The 15,967-nt window shown below is 28.9% G+C and carries 12 protein-coding genes and 1 tRNA gene; 12 read left to right on the top strand and 1 reads right to left on the bottom strand.

What is annotated here, in order from left to right:
- Positions 1-25: 25 nt before the first annotated feature.
- Positions 26-2,044, top strand: coding sequence for a hypothetical protein (locus Q1J78_RS04025; RefSeq protein ID WP_300276828.1), 2,019 nt, complete (start codon positions 26-28; stop codon positions 2,042-2,044).
- A 396-nt stretch (positions 2,045-2,440) separates the two neighbouring features.
- Here the strand turns inward: Q1J78_RS04025 and Q1J78_RS04020 are convergent.
- Positions 2,441-2,519, bottom strand: a tRNA-Leu gene (locus Q1J78_RS04020).
- A gap of 207 nt (positions 2,520-2,726) precedes the next feature.
- Between Q1J78_RS04020 and polA the strand changes: the two genes are divergently transcribed.
- The 11 genes from polA (at position 2,727) to Q1J78_RS03965 (ending at position 15,809) form a co-directional block, all read left to right on the top strand.
- On the top strand, positions 2,727-5,375 hold the full coding sequence (gene polA, locus Q1J78_RS04015; RefSeq protein ID WP_300276826.1) for a DNA polymerase I: 2,649 nt from the start codon (positions 2,727-2,729) through the stop codon (positions 5,373-5,375).
- 8 nt (positions 5,376-5,383) lie between these two features.
- Entirely contained in the window at positions 5,384-5,992 is a 609-nt protein-coding gene (gene coaE, locus Q1J78_RS04010; protein WP_300276824.1) for a dephospho-CoA kinase, read from the top strand.
- Positions 5,976-6,536, top strand: coding sequence for a lytic transglycosylase domain-containing protein (locus Q1J78_RS04005; protein WP_300276822.1), 561 nt, complete (start codon positions 5,976-5,978; stop codon positions 6,534-6,536). The genes coaE and Q1J78_RS04005 overlap by 17 nt, the downstream gene beginning before the upstream one ends.
- Complete coding sequence (locus tag Q1J78_RS04000; protein WP_300276819.1) at positions 6,537-8,594, top strand: ABC transporter substrate-binding protein; 2,058 nt, start codon at positions 6,537-6,539, stop codon at positions 8,592-8,594. It begins immediately after the preceding gene.
- 147 nt (positions 8,595-8,741) lie between these two features.
- The gene (locus Q1J78_RS03995) at positions 8,742-10,193 is read left to right on the top strand and encodes a C40 family peptidase (protein WP_300276817.1); all 1,452 of its coding nucleotides are present in this window, start codon (positions 8,742-8,744) and stop codon (positions 10,191-10,193) included.
- A gap of 514 nt (positions 10,194-10,707) precedes the next feature.
- Positions 10,708-12,051, top strand: coding sequence for an electron transport complex subunit RsxC (rsxC, locus tag Q1J78_RS03990; protein ID WP_300276815.1), 1,344 nt, complete (start codon positions 10,708-10,710; stop codon positions 12,049-12,051).
- A gap of 20 nt (positions 12,052-12,071) precedes the next feature.
- Positions 12,072-13,052 carry an RnfABCDGE type electron transport complex subunit D gene (locus tag Q1J78_RS03985; protein ID WP_300276813.1) on the top strand — a complete coding sequence of 327 codons (981 nt, stop codon included), beginning with the start codon at positions 12,072-12,074 and terminating at the stop codon, positions 13,050-13,052.
- Positions 13,052-13,621 (top strand): RnfABCDGE type electron transport complex subunit G, encoded by a 570-nt coding sequence (locus Q1J78_RS03980; RefSeq protein WP_300276811.1) that lies wholly within the window; start codon positions 13,052-13,054, stop codon positions 13,619-13,621. Before Q1J78_RS03985 ends, Q1J78_RS03980 begins: the two co-directional genes overlap by 1 nt.
- Positions 13,622-13,633: 12 nt before the next feature.
- Positions 13,634-14,227, top strand: a complete 594-nt coding sequence (gene rsxE, locus Q1J78_RS03975; RefSeq protein WP_300276809.1) for an electron transport complex subunit RsxE — start codon at positions 13,634-13,636, stop codon at positions 14,225-14,227.
- Positions 14,228-14,242: 15 nt separating this feature from the next.
- A complete protein-coding gene (gene rsxA / locus Q1J78_RS03970; RefSeq protein WP_300276807.1) occupies positions 14,243-14,818 on the top strand; it encodes an electron transport complex subunit RsxA in 576 nt (191 codons plus the stop codon).
- Positions 14,819-14,837: 19 nt separating this feature from the next.
- Positions 14,838-15,809, top strand: a complete 972-nt coding sequence (locus Q1J78_RS03965; protein ID WP_300276805.1) for an RnfABCDGE type electron transport complex subunit B — start codon at positions 14,838-14,840, stop codon at positions 15,807-15,809.
- The last annotated feature ends 158 nt before the right edge of the window (positions 15,810-15,967 follow it).

The following is a 15,967-nucleotide window of genomic DNA, read 5'->3' as shown; positions in this document are numbered from 1 at the left end:
AACATTAACTAAGGAGGAGATAAAAATGAAAAAGAAAACAATAGATAAATCAATAGCATCAGTTTGTACATTAGCAATATTAACAGCATCAGCATCTCCTGTATTTGCGGAAAGTAGTTATATAAAGAAAGATGAAACAGTATATACAATATTAAAAAAAGATGGAACAGTAGAAAAGAATATAGTATCAGAATGGTTAAGTGGAGATGGGTCTTTAGATAAAATAAATGATGAAAGTATTCTTAAAGATATAAAAAATGTAAAAGGTGATGAAAAACCTACAATAGATGGTGATAAAGTAACTTGGGATACTACAAAAGAAGATTTATACTACCAAGGCAAAACAGATAAGCAATTACCAATAACAACAGATATAGAATATGAATTAAATGGAAGAAGTGTAACAGCAGATGAAATAAAAGGACAATCAGGAAACTTAAAAGTAACAATAAGATTAAAGAACAATGAATCTAGAAATGTAAGGATAAATGGAGAAAATAGAACAGTATACGTACCATTTGTAACAGCTACAGAAATTTTAATGCCTAGAAAAAACTTTAAAAATATAAAATCTAATACAGGAAAAGTAGTAGATGATGGTAAAACATCAGCAATAACAGCAATATCTTCACCAGGTCTTGAGTCTTCTTTAAATATGGGAGGAGATTTTAATAAACTATTTGATAAAATAGGTTCTACTATAACTATAGAAGCAGATGCCTATAATTTTGAAGCACCAGAAATTATGATAGCAGCTACTCCTGATATATCAGCATTAGATGATATTGATTCAAATACAAATATGAATGATATATCAAATATGATAGATAAATTAAAAAAATCAGGAAAAGAACTATTAAATGGAACAGAACAATTATATAAAGGTACTTCAACTTTAGCAAATAATTATGAAAAATTTGATGCAGGAACTCAAAAATTAAGTAGTGGTATAGGAACTCTAACTGATGGAGTAGGCCTTATGGGAAGAAATATACCTGTTCTTAGTGATGGTGCACAAAAATTAATGAATGGTATAGAACGGTTAAATGCAGGACAAGATAAATTTACAACAGGTGTTTCAATGTTTATAGAAAATACAGAAAATGTATATAGTGCATATTCTGATATTGATAATGGAATAAAAAATGCAGCAGCAGGAGCATCAAAATTGTCAGGAGCACTATCAGGAGCATCATCAGGTGGATCAATTTCTGAACTAAGTGGTTCAATATCTAAAAATAAAGAATTAGCTTCAGGAATAGTATCAGCAGCTCAAACTATAATAAATGATGAAAATGCAAGTGAAGAATCAAAAGCAGCCGCACAAAAAATAGTATCAGCAGCACAAACTTCAATAGCGATATCATCAAAACAAGAAGAAGCAGTAGGAAATGCAGCAAGTGCGGTTTCTTCAGCTAAAAGTGGTTTAGCAGAAGCATCAACAGCGGCAAAACAATTATCATCAGGATTAAATCAACTTAGCGAAGGTTCAAGTCAATATAAATCAAAATTTGGACAACTTATTGAAGCTGGTAATGTATTAAGAGAAAATTCTGGAAAACTTGAAGGATCAACAGATAAACTTTATGAAGGTAGTCAAAAGCTTTATAATGGAACAACTCAACTACAAAGTGGTGCAAATCAACTTGTAGCTGGAGGATCAGAACTTAAAAAGGGATCAGATTTATTATCATCAAATTCTAAGAAGATATTATCTGGAACAAAAGAACTACAAAGTGGATCTAAAAAACTTTATGATGGTGTAAAACAAGCAAATGATAAAGTTAATTCTGAAGTATCTTCAAAAACAGCCAAAATTAAAGATTTAGAAAAAATAATAGATACTAAAGATGTACTAGTTGATTTATCTAGAGAATATAATAATTATGCTGGAATCGGTGAAGATATGAATGGTGATGTCAAATTTATAATGAAAGTTAACACAGATGACGAAAGTAATAATGGAACAGAAGAAAAACAAATAAAAGAAGAAGCAACAGGAATAAAAGGATTATTACAAAAAATAATAAAAAGAGATAGATAATTCGTCTGAAAATCGATAAATTAAGTTTGAAAACATAATATTTTTAAAAAAATTCACATTATATTTACATTACATTGATAATAAATTCATATTGAATGTGTATTATAAAAGCATAGAAAGATTAGCTTTTTCTTAAGAACATAATATAATTACCCTATTTGATTCGGCGGCAGTTCTCCCTCACATCCTCAAATTTTCTGCCGTCGAATAAAAAAATCCCTTTTTATAAGGGATTTTTTTATTGTATAAATTCAAAAAAAATAATAATAATTAATAATTTTTAATTATCAATTTAGATATATGCAAAGATAAAAATAAATTTAGATTACAAAAAGAAAAATACTGGTTATTATAACCAGTATTTTTAATGTGTTTAAAAGATATATAATTTTATAATACCGCTGACGGGACTTGAACCCGTACGGTTTCCCGCATGATTTTGAGTCATGTGCGTCTGCCATTCCGCCACAGCGGCAAGTACAATAGTAATTATAACAATTAAACTTAAGATTATCAAGTAGTATAATCATATAAATAAAAAAATAAAAGATTTATTTTTTATTATATAGTACTAAAAAAATTCATTATGTTGTGATAATATAATATAAGTAACAAATATAATAAAATGAGAATTCAAAATTAAAATAAAAAATTAAAATAAAGAAAATTGGAGTGATAAAATTTGGATAAAAGACTTATTATAATAGATGGAAATTCAATAATAAATAGAGCATTTTATGCACTTCCTCAGACAATGGATAATAAAGAAGGATTACATACAAATGCAATATATGGTTTTACAACAATGCTTTTTAAAATGATAGAATTATATAAACCAACGCATATAAGTGTTGCATTTGATAGAAAAGCACCTACATTCAGACATAAAGAATATAGTGAATATAAGGCAGGAAGAAAGAAGATGCCTCAAGAATTGTTTGAACAAATGCAACCATTAAAAGAGTTATTAGATGCCTTCAAAATAGAAAGATTTGAGATAGATGGATATGAAGCAGATGATATAATAGGAACAATATCAAAAGAAGCTGAAAATAAAGGATTTGATGTATTTATAGTTACTGGAGATAAAGATGCTATACAATTAGCATCTCATAAAACGACAACACTTATAACTAAAAAAGGAGTTGCGGATGTAGAAGAGTATAATTATGATTCAGTAATAGAAAAGTATGAAATGACACCAACACAATTTATAGACTTAAAAGGACTTATGGGTGACAAATCAGATAATATTCCGGGAGTACCTGGAGTAGGTGAAAAAACAGGAATAAAATTATTAAAGCAGTTTGGAAATATAGAAAACTTAATTGAGAATACAGATGAGTTAAAAGGAAGTATAAAGAAAAAAATTGAAGAAAATAAAGATGAAGCTATACATAGTAAATGGCTTGCAACAATTGTTAGAGATGTTCCAATTGAGTTTGATTTAGATAAGATGATATTTGGAGATTTTAACATAGATGAAGTAGTTGAAAAATTCCAATTCTTAAAATTTAATAGTCTTATAAAAAGATTAATGGAAATTAGCGGAAAAGAAAACATAGATGAAAAAAGTGATATTAATATAGATTATAGTGTAGACTTAAAAACATTAATTAAGGCTATAAAAGAGAAAAAGAAATTTGCGTTTAAAACAGTAACAAAGACTGGAAATATACTTGAAAAAAACATAATAGCTATGTATATAACATTAAATGGAGATAATATATATTATATACCTGAATCTGAGATAGATAATTTTAAAGATATTTTAGAAGATGAAAAAATAAATAAATATGGATATAATATGAAAGAAGATTATATAGCATTTATGCCATATGGAATAAAATTAAATAATATGTCATTTGATATAGCTATAGCAGAATACTTAATAGATTCTACATCTACAAATACAAGTGAATGTGCTTCTATAGCTATGAAATATTTAATGAAGTCTATTAAAACAAAGGAAGAGCTATTAGGAAAAGGCGTTAAAGCAAAAAGATTTGAAGATTTAGATAGAGATAATCTTTCTAATTATATATCTTCAGTTCTTTATACAGTAATTAATGCTATTCCTAAAATGGAAGAGGAAATAAAAAATACAAAAATAGAAGAATTATTTAATGACGTTGAGATGCCATTAGTAGAAGTACTTGCAAATATGGAATATACAGGTATAAAAGTAGATGAAAATATGCTTTCAGAACTTGGGGTTGAATTTACTAAAATAATATCTTCTTTAGAGAAAGAGATATTTGAATATGCAGGAGAAGAGTTTAATATAAACTCACCTAAACAGTTAGGTGTTATATTATTTGAAAAATTAGATTTACCAGTAATTAAAAAAACTAAAACAGGATATTCTACTAATGCAGAAGTATTAGAAAAATTAAAGGACAAACATCCTATAATAGATAAAATAGGAGAGTATAGACAAATAGTTAAACTTAATTCAACATATGTAGAAGGTTTAACATCGCTTATAAATCCAATAGATAAAAGAATACATTCAACTTTTAATCAGACAATAACTACAACAGGAAGAATATCTTCAACAGAACCTAATTTACAAAATATACCAGTTAGAATGGAAATAGGTAGAAGGTTGAGAGCTGTATTTGTTTCTGATGAAGAAAAAAGGTTAGTAGATGCCGATTATTCGCAAGTAGAACTTAGAGTTTTAGCACATATGAGTGAAGATCCTCATATGATAGAAGCTTTTGAACATGGAGAAGATATACATAGAAAGACAGCATCACAAGTATTTAATGTAGATATAAAAGATGTTACACCTGAACTTAGAAGTGCTGCAAAAGCTGTAAACTTTGGAATAATTTATGGTAAAACTGATTATGGTCTATCAGAAGATTTAAATATACCAGTTCCAAAAGCTAAAGAATATATAGAAAGTTATTTTGGAAAATATGAAAAAATAAAAGAATTTATGGATAATGTCATAGAGACAGCTGAAAAAGAAGGTTATTCTAAAACTATGTTCAATAGAAGACGATATATACCTGAAATAAAATCTAAAAACTTCATGGAAAGAAATAGAGGGAAAAGAGCTGCTATGAATGCACCAATTCAAGGAAGTGCAGCGGATATTATAAAAATAGCAATGGTAAATGTATTTAGAAGATTAGAAAAAGAAAATCTTAATGCTAAATTAATACTTCAAGTACACGATGAGCTTATTGTTGAAGCACCTATAGATGAACTTAAAATAGTAGAAAAAATAGTTAGAGAAGAAATGGAAAATGCAGTTGAAATGAAAGTAAAACTAACTGTAGATTTAAACACAGGTGTATCTTGGTATGAAACAAAGTAGGTGATATAATGTTAAAAGTAGGAGTAACAGGAAATATAGGATGTGGAAAAAGTAGTTTTTCTAACATACTAAAAAAATATAATATTCCAATAATAGATGCAGATATAAAAGGAAGAGAAATATATAATGATAAATCTTTATTGGAAAAAGTAAAAAATGAATTTGGAAGCTCCGTAATAAATAAAGATGGAACTTTAAATAGGAAAAATCTTGGACAAATTGTTTTTTCAGACAATGAAAAATTAAAAATTTTAAATGGATTAACTCATCCAGCTATAGAAAATCTGATAAAAAAAGATATTAAAGACTATGAACAAAAAGGTGAAAGAATAGTGGTACTAGATGCAGCGCTTTTAATAGAAGGGATGTATCATAAAATATTAGATAAAGTAATAGTTATAACATGTTGTGAAGATATTCAGATAAAAAGAATAATATCTAGAGATAACTGTACAGAAAAAGAAGCTATAAAAAGAATAAAATCACAGATGAGTCAATCTGAAAAAATAAAATATGCGGATTTTGTTATAGATAATTCTAAAACAATAGATTATTTAGAAAAAGAAGCAAAAAGAATTTTAAATGTTTTGGAGATAGAAATTGAAAATAAAAAATAGTAAAAAAATATTTTTGATTTTGATTTTATTCTCATTAATATTTATAGGATTAAATTTAAATTCAATAGAAGAATTTTTTTATCCGAGAAGATATAGCAATTATGTCCAAAAATATTCTAAAAAATACAATATAGAACCTAATTTGGTGTATAGTGTTATAAAAGCAGAAAGTAAATTTATTCCTGATGCTCAATCTCACAAAGGAGCTAAAGGTCTTATGCAAATAAGTGATTCAACTGCACAATGGGCAGAAAAAGAAATAAAAATAGATAGTAAAAAAATATTTGAGCCAGAAACTAATATAAAAACAGGATGTTGGTATTTATCTAGATTATATAAAGAATTTGGCAAAAAAGATTTAGTAATAGCTGCATATAATGGTGGTTCGGGTAATGTTAGAAAGTGGCTAGAAGATAAAAAGTATAGTAAAGATGGAATAAACTTACATGATATTCCGTTTGAAGAAACATTAAAATATGTAGATAAAGTTAATAAAAACTATTCTATGTATAATAGAATATACTGCGGGAAGGAAGATAAATAGATGAAAAAAATTAAAGTTTTAAGTATTATTTTAGCGATATCTCTTGCAGTAGGGGGATGTACAAATTTAAAAAGTGATGAAAAAGAAAGTAATGCAATAAAAAATAATTCTGAAAAAACATATTCGGATAAAATACAGTTGGCTATACAAAAACCAAATACTATAAATCCAATAACAAATACTGATGAAAGCGTATTAAATGTACTAAACTTAGTATATGACGGGCTTTTTGAATTAAATAAAAATTATAATGCAGTACCTAAATTGGTAAAAAATAGTAAGATATCACCAGATTCAAAGCAAATAGATATTGTATTAAAAAATGCAAAGTGGCATGATGGAACACCTATTACATCAGAAGATGTTGCATTTACAGTTTCATCGATAAAAGCTAATAAAAATAGTCCATACAACTATATGGTTCAAAATATAGCAAATGTAGTTGTGACTGGAGATAAGGAACTTACTATAAATTTCAATACAAACAATCCGTTTATAAAAGAAAATTTAACATTCCCTATAATAAGTAAAAAACAATTAGAAGGAAAAGATATAAATAATATAGATGCAAATAAAATTGGAAATGGAATATATAAGATAGGAAACTACTCAGAAAGAGAAGGAATATCTTTAAAAATTAATAAAGAATATTACGGAGAAATTCCAAAATCTGCAATGGATATAAATGTAAATATAGTTCCTAATGAAGAAGCTGTTGTATCTACAGTAGAAGCTCTTGAAAGTGATATGGTAAAAGCAGATTCAAATAATTTAAGTCGGTTTCAAAATAAGCGGTTTAAAATAATGAAATATGAAGGAAGAGATTATGATGCTGTATTAATTAATCAATCAAATCCTCTTTTATCAAATGTTAATTTTAGAAGAGCAATACTTTCAGCAATTGATAGAAATGCAATTATAGAAAATGGATATATGGGAAATATAAAACCAGTTTATATACCTATAAATTCAAATTCAAAATACTATGAAAAATCATTGAAAGTTGAAAAATATAATCCAGAGAATGTAAATAAATATATAAAAAAAATAAAAATAAATAAAAAAGATAAAGTAAAAGAAACACAAGTAAATGCAACAAATAAGCCAAATAATAAGGTTAATTCTGGAAAAAATACTTCAAAAGATACATCAACTCAAAATAAAAAACCTGAAAGCAATGGTTCTGAAAATAAACCTAGTAATGGGGAAACACAAGCTCCAAATCAAGATGTAAAACCTGAAAACAAACCAAGTAGTGGTGGAAATGATACTTCATCAAGTTCAGGTTCATCAGATCAAACAAGAAATATACAAAGAAATAGTGTTTATTATTTGGATGAAGACAGACAAGAGGTATATGAAAATACAGAAGATAAAAAAGAAGAACTTACTCCTGAAACAAACAATAATATAATTAGAAGAACCAAAAAACAGGAAGAAAAAGAACAAAATATAGAAGAAAATATACAAAAAGATAACATTAATAACGTAAACAATGGAAAAGATGCCAATAATAATATTGAGGATAAGAAGAATAATAAAGTAGTAAAAGAAAAAAATCCTTACTATACAGAAAAAGAAATAAAATCAATGATATCTTCAATAACATTAAAAATAATAGTAAATAGAGAAAATAGTGAAAGAGTAAAAACTGCCAATATGATAATGGAAAATTTAAAAGCAGCAAATATAAAATCAGAGGTAGTTTTATTAGATTCTTTAGGAATGCAAAAATCCCTACAGAACAAGTCATATGATTTAGCTGTAACAGGATGGCAAATATCTAGTGTACCAAATATAACAGAAATAATGAAAAATATTGTGCCAAATAATGCAGAACTTAATAAAAAATTAGATGAATTAAAGAATGCAACAAATGAAGAAGAAGTTAAAAAGATTTATGCAGATATTGAAAAATACTGTATAGATGAAGCTTTATTTATAAGTATAGGGATTAAAGATAATTATATGATAATAAACAAAAGATTGGAAACAAATAATTATCTAAATGACTATGACCAATATAGAGGAATAGAAATGTTTAGACAAGCTAAATAATATAAAAATATAAAGTTTGTTAAATAAATGTAGAAAAAATTGTTAAAATGATTTATTCTATAGTTAACTAGATTAAAATTAAAAAATAATAACTAGATTGAAATTTAAAAATAAAGTTACAAAAATATATTATTAGGAAGTGATTTGATGAAGAAGGCAATAGCTACATTAGGTATAAGTGCAGCAACATTAATAGTATCTTCTACAGATACAAGTGCTCAAGAAACAGCTAAAGTTATAGCAGAAGCACTTAATATGAGAACTGGACCAGGAATAAATTATAGTAAACGGGGAACAATTCAAAAAGATTCTACTGTAACAATACTTGAAAAATCAAAAGGATGGGTAAAAATAAAGACATCTTCAGGAAAAATTGCTTGGGTAAGTGGGCAATATTTAAAAGCTTCAAGTAATATAGAAGAATCAGATTCATCTTATTCTAATACAGAATCAGGCTATATGGCATATGTTTCTGTTAGTTCAAGTTTAAATGTTAGAAGTTCAGCTTCTACATCAAGTTCTGTAATAACATCATTAAAAAATAACACAAGAGTACAAGTTATAGAAAAAAGTAATAATGGATGGACAAAAATAAAAACTGATAATGGTCAAATAGGATGGGTAAGTAGTAAATACATAGTTTCATCTCCAAGTTCTGGGAATACAAGTTCTCAGGAAGAATCAGAAATTATTTCAGGAAATTTAAAAATTAATGTATCTAGTGGTCTTAATGTTAGAAAAGGACCGGGAACAAATTATAGTGTAATAGGCTCTTTATCAGGTGGAAGTATTGTAAAAGCAAAAGAAAAATCAAATGGATGGTATAAAATAGAAACTGCAAATGGAGTAGAAGGATGGATAAGTGGAAAATATGTATCATCTACAAATGAATCTGGAAATAGCCAGGATACATCACAAAATAATTCTTCAAGTACTGTTTCAGGAAGGGTAAAAGTAACTATTTCAAAAGGATTAAATATAAGAACTGGACCTGGTACGAATAATTCAATTTTGGGTTCTTTATCTGGCGGAAGTGTTGTAGAAGTAAAAGAAAAATCAAATGGATGGTATAAAATAGAAACTGCAAATGGAGTAAAAGGATGGATAAGTGGAGATTATGTAACTTCTACAAATGAGCCACTAACTGGTTCAACATCATCTAACTCTAACAATCAAGGAAATAATACTGATACCTCATATGGAAATGGTGAAACATCAGCTACAGGAGATAAAATAGTTGATTATGCATATACTCTATTAGGAGTTCCATATAAATGGGGTGGAAATGGACCATCTAGTTTTGACTGTTCAGGATATACTCAATGGGTATACAGAAATGCTGCTGGAATAAGCATACCAAGAGTATCTAGAGATCAAGCTCAATCAGGAAGTCCTGTTTCTAGAGGAGATTATAAAAAAGGAGATTTATTATACTTCGACACAAGTGGAAATGGTTCTGTAAGTCATGTTGGAATTTACATAGGTGGAGATAAATTTATACATTGTAGTGGAACACAATCAAAACCAGGATGTGTAAAAGTTAGTTCTTTAAGTGGATTTTATGCAAATGCACTTTTAGGTGCAAGAAGATTTGTTTAATATAGAAAAATAATTAGGAGACTTAAATAGTCTCCTTTTTATTTATAGAAAATTTCATTATTTTAGACAAGTATAAATAATTTCAATGAATAATAAATTTCATTTAAAATAAAAAATGACGATAAAACATGAAAAATATTGAAAAAAATTCTAAATTAAATTATAATAATATAGTTGTAAAATAGCGTTGTATGGATAATTATCAATATTTTGGATGTATTTATTTGAATATCTGTTTTTAAAAGAAGATATGTATATAAACAAATGTATACAAGATACAATTGTTGAAAAATAGACAAATATGATGAATATTTATAAAAAATATATACAAATTATGTGTAGTTTGTATTGAATATAAATAAAAATATAGTTAATATCTAATGGATAAAAGATATTTTAGAAGCTATAATATAAAATAGAGGATAATTTTTTAACAATGCTTAAGTATTTTTATTATATATAGTATACTAATATATGATAGAAAAATTGTTTATTATAGATAGGGGGTAAAACAATGAAACTCTTAACTTTTAAGGGAGGTACACATCCTCCACATGGAAAAGAGTACTCTAACAAGAAGCCAATTGAAAGAGCTGAAGCTCCAAAAGTGGTTTACATTCCTATTCAGCAGCATATAGGTGCTCCGGCAAAACCTATAGTTGAAGTAGGTGATGAAGTTAAACTTGGTCAAAAAATAGCTGAAGCTGGTGGGTTTGTATCTGCTAATATACACTCTTCAGTATCAGGGAAAGTTATAGCTATTGAACCACATGAAATACCTAATGGTAAAGGAATGTGTATAGTTATAGAAAATGATTTTAAAGAGGAACTTCATGAAAGCGTTAAACCTCATGGTGAGTTAGAAAATCTTTCAAAAGAAGAAATCGTAGAAATAATAAAAGAAGCTGGTATAGTTGGTATGGGTGGTGCAACATTCCCAACTCACGTTAAGGTATGTCCTCCTCCAGGTTCAACTGCTGAGTTTGTAATACTTAATGGTGCAGAATGTGAACCTTATTTAACAGCTGACCACAGATTAATGTTAGAGCAACCAGAAAAAGTTGTTTTAGGTTGTAGAGCATTAATGAAAGTTTTAGAAGTAAACAAAGGGTTTATAGGAATTGAAGAAAATAAACCAGATGCAATAGCTGCAATGCAAGAAGCTGCAAAAGCTTTCGAAAATATTGAAGTTGTTACATTAAAAGTAAAATATCCACAAGGAGCTGAAAAACAGTTAATATATGCATGTACTGGAAGAGAAGTTCCATCAGGTGGACTACCAATAGCTGCAGGAGCTGTTGTTGACAACGTTGGTACAGCGGCTGCTATAGCAGATGCTATAACAACTGGTATGCCATTAGTTGAAAGAATAACTACTGTAACAGGTCCTTGTATAAAAGAACCTAAAAACCTTATAACAAAAATAGGTACTAGAGTTAATGAAATAATAGATCAGTGTGGTGGATATAAAGAAGGTACAAACCTAGGTAAAGTAATAATGGGTGGACCTATGATGGGATTCACACAGTGGCATACAGAAATTTCAACTAATAAAGGTTCTTCAGGTATACTTCTTTTAACTGAAGAAGAATCTAGAACTCCAGAAATGCAAAACTGTATAAGATGTGGTAGATGTACAGATGTATGTCCAGCATTTTTACAGCCATTATTAATAAGTGCATACTCAATGCAAAATGATTTCGATAGAGCTGAAGAACAAAATGCTATGGACTGTATAGAATGTGGTTCATGTTCATTTATCTGTCCAGCTAGAAGACCTCTTGTTCAAACTATAAGAACAGCTAAGAGAGAAATCGGTGCTAAGAGAAGAAAACAACAGGCAGCACAGAAAAAATAATAAGGTCAGGAGGAAAAACAATGGAAAATAAATTGATAGTATCATCTTCTCCACATGTAAGAAGTAATGAAGATACATCATATATAATGAAACAAGTTGTAATAGCGCTTGTTCCAGCAGCACTTGCAGGTCTATTCTACTTCAGACTTAATGCTTTAAGTGCAATGTTCTTCTGTATACTTGGTACAGTAGGATCAGAACACATATTCTGTAAAATAATGAAAAAGAAAAGTACAATAGGTGATTTTTCAGCTGTTGTAACAGGTTTATTATTAGCGTTCAATGTTCCAGCTTCACTTCCTTGGTGGATGTGTTTATTAGGTGGAATATTCGCTATGATAGTTGTTAAAATGGTATTCGGTGGTATAGGTTGTAACTTTGTCAACCCAGCATTAGCAGCTAGAGCTTTCTTATTAGCATCTTTCCCAGTTGCAATGACAGCTTGGACAAAAACAGGTGTTAATTGGGTTTCTGCATCTAATCTTGATGCTGTATCAACTGCAACACCACTTAGTTTCTTAAAAGCAGGACCATCAGGTTTAGCAGATTTAGCAGCTAATAATATATCATTAACAGATATGTTTATTGGTAAAACAGGTGGTTGTATAGGTGAAACATGTGCAATATTACTTATATTAGGTGGAGTATACCTTATATATAAAGGAATAATAAGTTATGTAATGCCAGTTTGTTATATAGTAACAGTATTTGTTTTAACTTTCCTTTTAGGTGGATTTAACTTACAGTTTGCTATGTATCAATTAATGGCAGGTGGTCTAATGCTTGGAGGATTCTTCATGTTAACAGACTACGCTACATCTCCAATGACTAAAAAAGGACAAGTTATTTATGCAGTACTTGCAGGTATAATAACATCAGTTATAAGATTATATGGTGGATATCCAGAAGGTGTATCATATTCAATACTTCTTGTTAACTGTTTAGCTCCTTTAATAGATAAATTTGTTAAAAATAGAGTATTTGGGAAGGAGGCTAAATAATGAATAGTGCAGTAAAAGTTGGTGGAACATTATTAGTTATAAGTGCTGTAGCATCATTTTTATTAGCAGGAACTAATGCTATAACAGCGCCTGTAATTGAAGAAAGAAATATTCAGGCTAACAATGAACTTAGACAGTCTGTGCTTCCAGATGCTACTGATTTTAAACAGATAGACGCCTCTGAATTCGATGGAAAAGGGGATGGACTTGTTGTAGAAGCTTATGAAGCTTTAAATGGTTCAGAAAATGTTGGATACACTTTTAAAGCCACTCCAAGTGGATATGGTGGACCAATAGAAGTAATAATAGGTATATCAAACGACGGAACAATAAAAGGTGTTGATATAGGAACAATGTCAGAAACAGCTGGTCTAGGTGCTAAATCTAAAGATGAAGCATTCAATGGACAGTATGACGGTAAAAAAATAGATAAACCTCTTGAAGTAGCTAAAGGAAGTGCATCAGGAGATAATCAGATACTTGCAATATCAGGTGCTACAATATCATCTACAGCAGTTACAAATGGTGTAAATGCAGCAATAGATGTATTTAATGCACTAAATAAATAAGGAGGGTTTTATATGAATTTCGGTAAAGTCTTTAAAAATGGACTAATAGATGAAAACCCAACATTTGTACAGGTAATAGGTATGTGTCCTACTCTAGCCGTTACTACTTCAGCAATAAATGGTATGGGTATGGGTCTATCTACAGCGGTAGTTCTTACATGTTCAAATATAGCGATATCACTTTTAAGAAAGGTAATTCCAGATAAAGTTAGAATACCATCTTTTATAGTCGTTATAGCTACATTCGTTACAATTGTTGGTATGTTATTAAAAGCGTATATACCAGTATTAGACCAAGCACTAGGTCTATATATACCACTTATAGTTGTTAACTGTATAATACTTGCTCGTGCAGAAAGTTTTGCAAGTCAAAATGGACCAGTGGCATCTGCTGCAGATGGTCTTGGAAATGGTATAGGATTTACATTAGCTCTAACAGTAATAGGAGCAGTAAGAGAATTACTTGGAAATGGAAGCTTATTTGGGTTTAGTTTATTTGGAGCACACTTTACTCCAATATTAATATTCATACTTCCTCCAGGAGCATTCTTAACTTTAGGATTCTTATTCGCAGGATTCAATAAAATAAAAAATAAAAAGGCATAATGGAGGTGTAAGTGAATGAATTTAGTACTATTATTTTTAAGTATAGTTCTTGTAAATAACGTTATAACATCTCAGTTCCTTGGTATATGTCCTTTCCTTGGGGTTTCAAAGAAAGTTGACACTGCTGTAGGTATGGGAGTTGCGGTAACATTCGTTTTAACACTTGCATCAGTTATAACATATTTTATTCAGATATTATTAGTAAAAACTGGAACTGAATATCTTCAAACTATAGCGTTTATACTTGTTATAGCATCTATAGTTCAGTTCGTTGAAATGGTAATCAAAAAAATGAGTCCATCTTTATATCAGGCTCTAGGAGTATTCCTACCTCTTATAACTACTAACTGTGCGGTTTTAGGTATAGCAATAGTTAATATAGATAAAGGATACAACTTAATAGAAACTATAATAAATGGTTTTGGAGCAGGTATAGGATTTACTCTTGCAATAGTAATATTTGCAGGTATAAGAGAAAGATTAGAATTGTCAGATATTCCGGAAGCTTTCAAAGGTTTCCCTATAACATTAATATCAGCAGGTTTAATGTCAATCGCTTTCTTAGGATTCACAGGACTTATTAAGTTATAAAACGGGGAGGCGAAGAATAGTGGAAATATTAAAAGCGGTAGTATTATTAGGTGCATTAGGATTAATATTCGGATTAATTCTTGATTTTGCATCAAAAAAATTCGCTGTTGAAGTTGACCCAAGAGAAGAAGAAATACTTGGTGCACTTCCAGGAGCAAACTGTGGTGGATGTGGATACCCAGGTTGTGGTGGATGTGCAGCAGCGATAGTAAAAGGAGAAGCTCCAATAAACGCATGTCCAGTAGGTGGAGCTGCAGTTGCTGAAAAAATAGGTTCAATAATGGGTGTAGAAGCTGAATCAGGCGGAAGAAAAGTAGCTCATGTAATATGTAAAGGAACTTGTGATAAAGCAAAAGAAAAATTTGAATATGATGGTGTTAAAGAATGTAGAGCAGCATCAGTTTTAAATGGTGGACAAAAATCATGTGCACAAGGTTGTTTAGGATTTGGTACATGTGTATCAGTTTGTGCTTTTGATGCTATACATATAATAGATGGTGTAGCAGTAGTCGATGAAGAAAAATGTGTAAACTGTGGTAAATGTAGAGAAGTTTGTCCAAAAGGATTAATAGTTGAAAAACCAGCTTCTCAGGAAATAATAGTTAACTGTAACAATAACCAAAAAGGTAAAGTAGTTAAAGATAATTGCTCTGCTGGATGTATTGGTTGTGGTTTATGTGAAAGAAACTGTAAATTTGATGCAGTACATGTTGAAAACAATATAGCTAAAATAGATCCTGAAAAATGTGTTGGATGTATGGTATGTGTTGAAAAATGTCCAACAAAAGTAATAGCAGGAGATTTAGCAAAAAGACAAAAAGTAACAATAGATAAAGATCTATGTGTAGGATGTACAATATGTGCAAAACAATGTAAATTTGATGCTATATCAGGAGAACTTAAAGTAGCTCATGAAATAGATCAGGATAAATGTGTTGGATGTCACTTATGTATGCAAAAATGTCCTAAAAAAGCAATAAAATTAGTGTAATTAAATAAAATTGATTATTTTTGTAAATAATAGAGATGTAGAATATTCTACATCTCTTTTTTTCTTTGAAAATTAAATATAATTTTTTATTTTTCTTTGCCATTTTACATTATATAAATTAAATTTACTGAAAAATTAAAACCAAAAATAAATACATA

This window comes from Peptacetobacter sp. (genome assembly GCF_029264495.1).
Taxonomy (GTDB): domain Bacteria; phylum Bacillota; class Clostridia; order Peptostreptococcales; family Peptostreptococcaceae; genus Peptacetobacter.
This window is presented reverse-complemented; position numbering and strand designations above follow the sequence as displayed.

What these genes read in the sequence shown, in the direction of transcription:
- Q1J78_RS04025 (WP_300276828.1), top strand. Translation starts at nt 26, where the DNA reads ATGAAAAAGAAAACAATAGATAAATCAATAGCATCAGTTTGTACATTA.
- coaE (WP_300276824.1), top strand. Translation starts at nt 5,384, where the DNA reads ATGTTAAAAGTAGGAGTAACAGGAAATATAGGATGTGGAAAAAGTAGT.
- Q1J78_RS04000 (WP_300276819.1), top strand. Translation starts at nt 6,537, where the DNA reads ATGAAAAAAATTAAAGTTTTAAGTATTATTTTAGCGATATCTCTTGCA.
- Q1J78_RS03995 (WP_300276817.1), top strand. Translation starts at nt 8,742, where the DNA reads ATGAAGAAGGCAATAGCTACATTAGGTATAAGTGCAGCAACATTAATA.
- rsxC (WP_300276815.1), top strand. Translation starts at nt 10,708, where the DNA reads ATGAAACTCTTAACTTTTAAGGGAGGTACACATCCTCCACATGGAAAA.
- Q1J78_RS03985 (WP_300276813.1), top strand. Translation starts at nt 12,072, where the DNA reads ATGGAAAATAAATTGATAGTATCATCTTCTCCACATGTAAGAAGTAAT.
- Q1J78_RS03980 (WP_300276811.1), top strand. Translation starts at nt 13,052, where the DNA reads ATGAATAGTGCAGTAAAAGTTGGTGGAACATTATTAGTTATAAGTGCT.
- rsxE (WP_300276809.1), top strand. Translation starts at nt 13,634, where the DNA reads ATGAATTTCGGTAAAGTCTTTAAAAATGGACTAATAGATGAAAACCCA.
- rsxA (WP_300276807.1), top strand. Translation starts at nt 14,243, where the DNA reads ATGAATTTAGTACTATTATTTTTAAGTATAGTTCTTGTAAATAACGTT.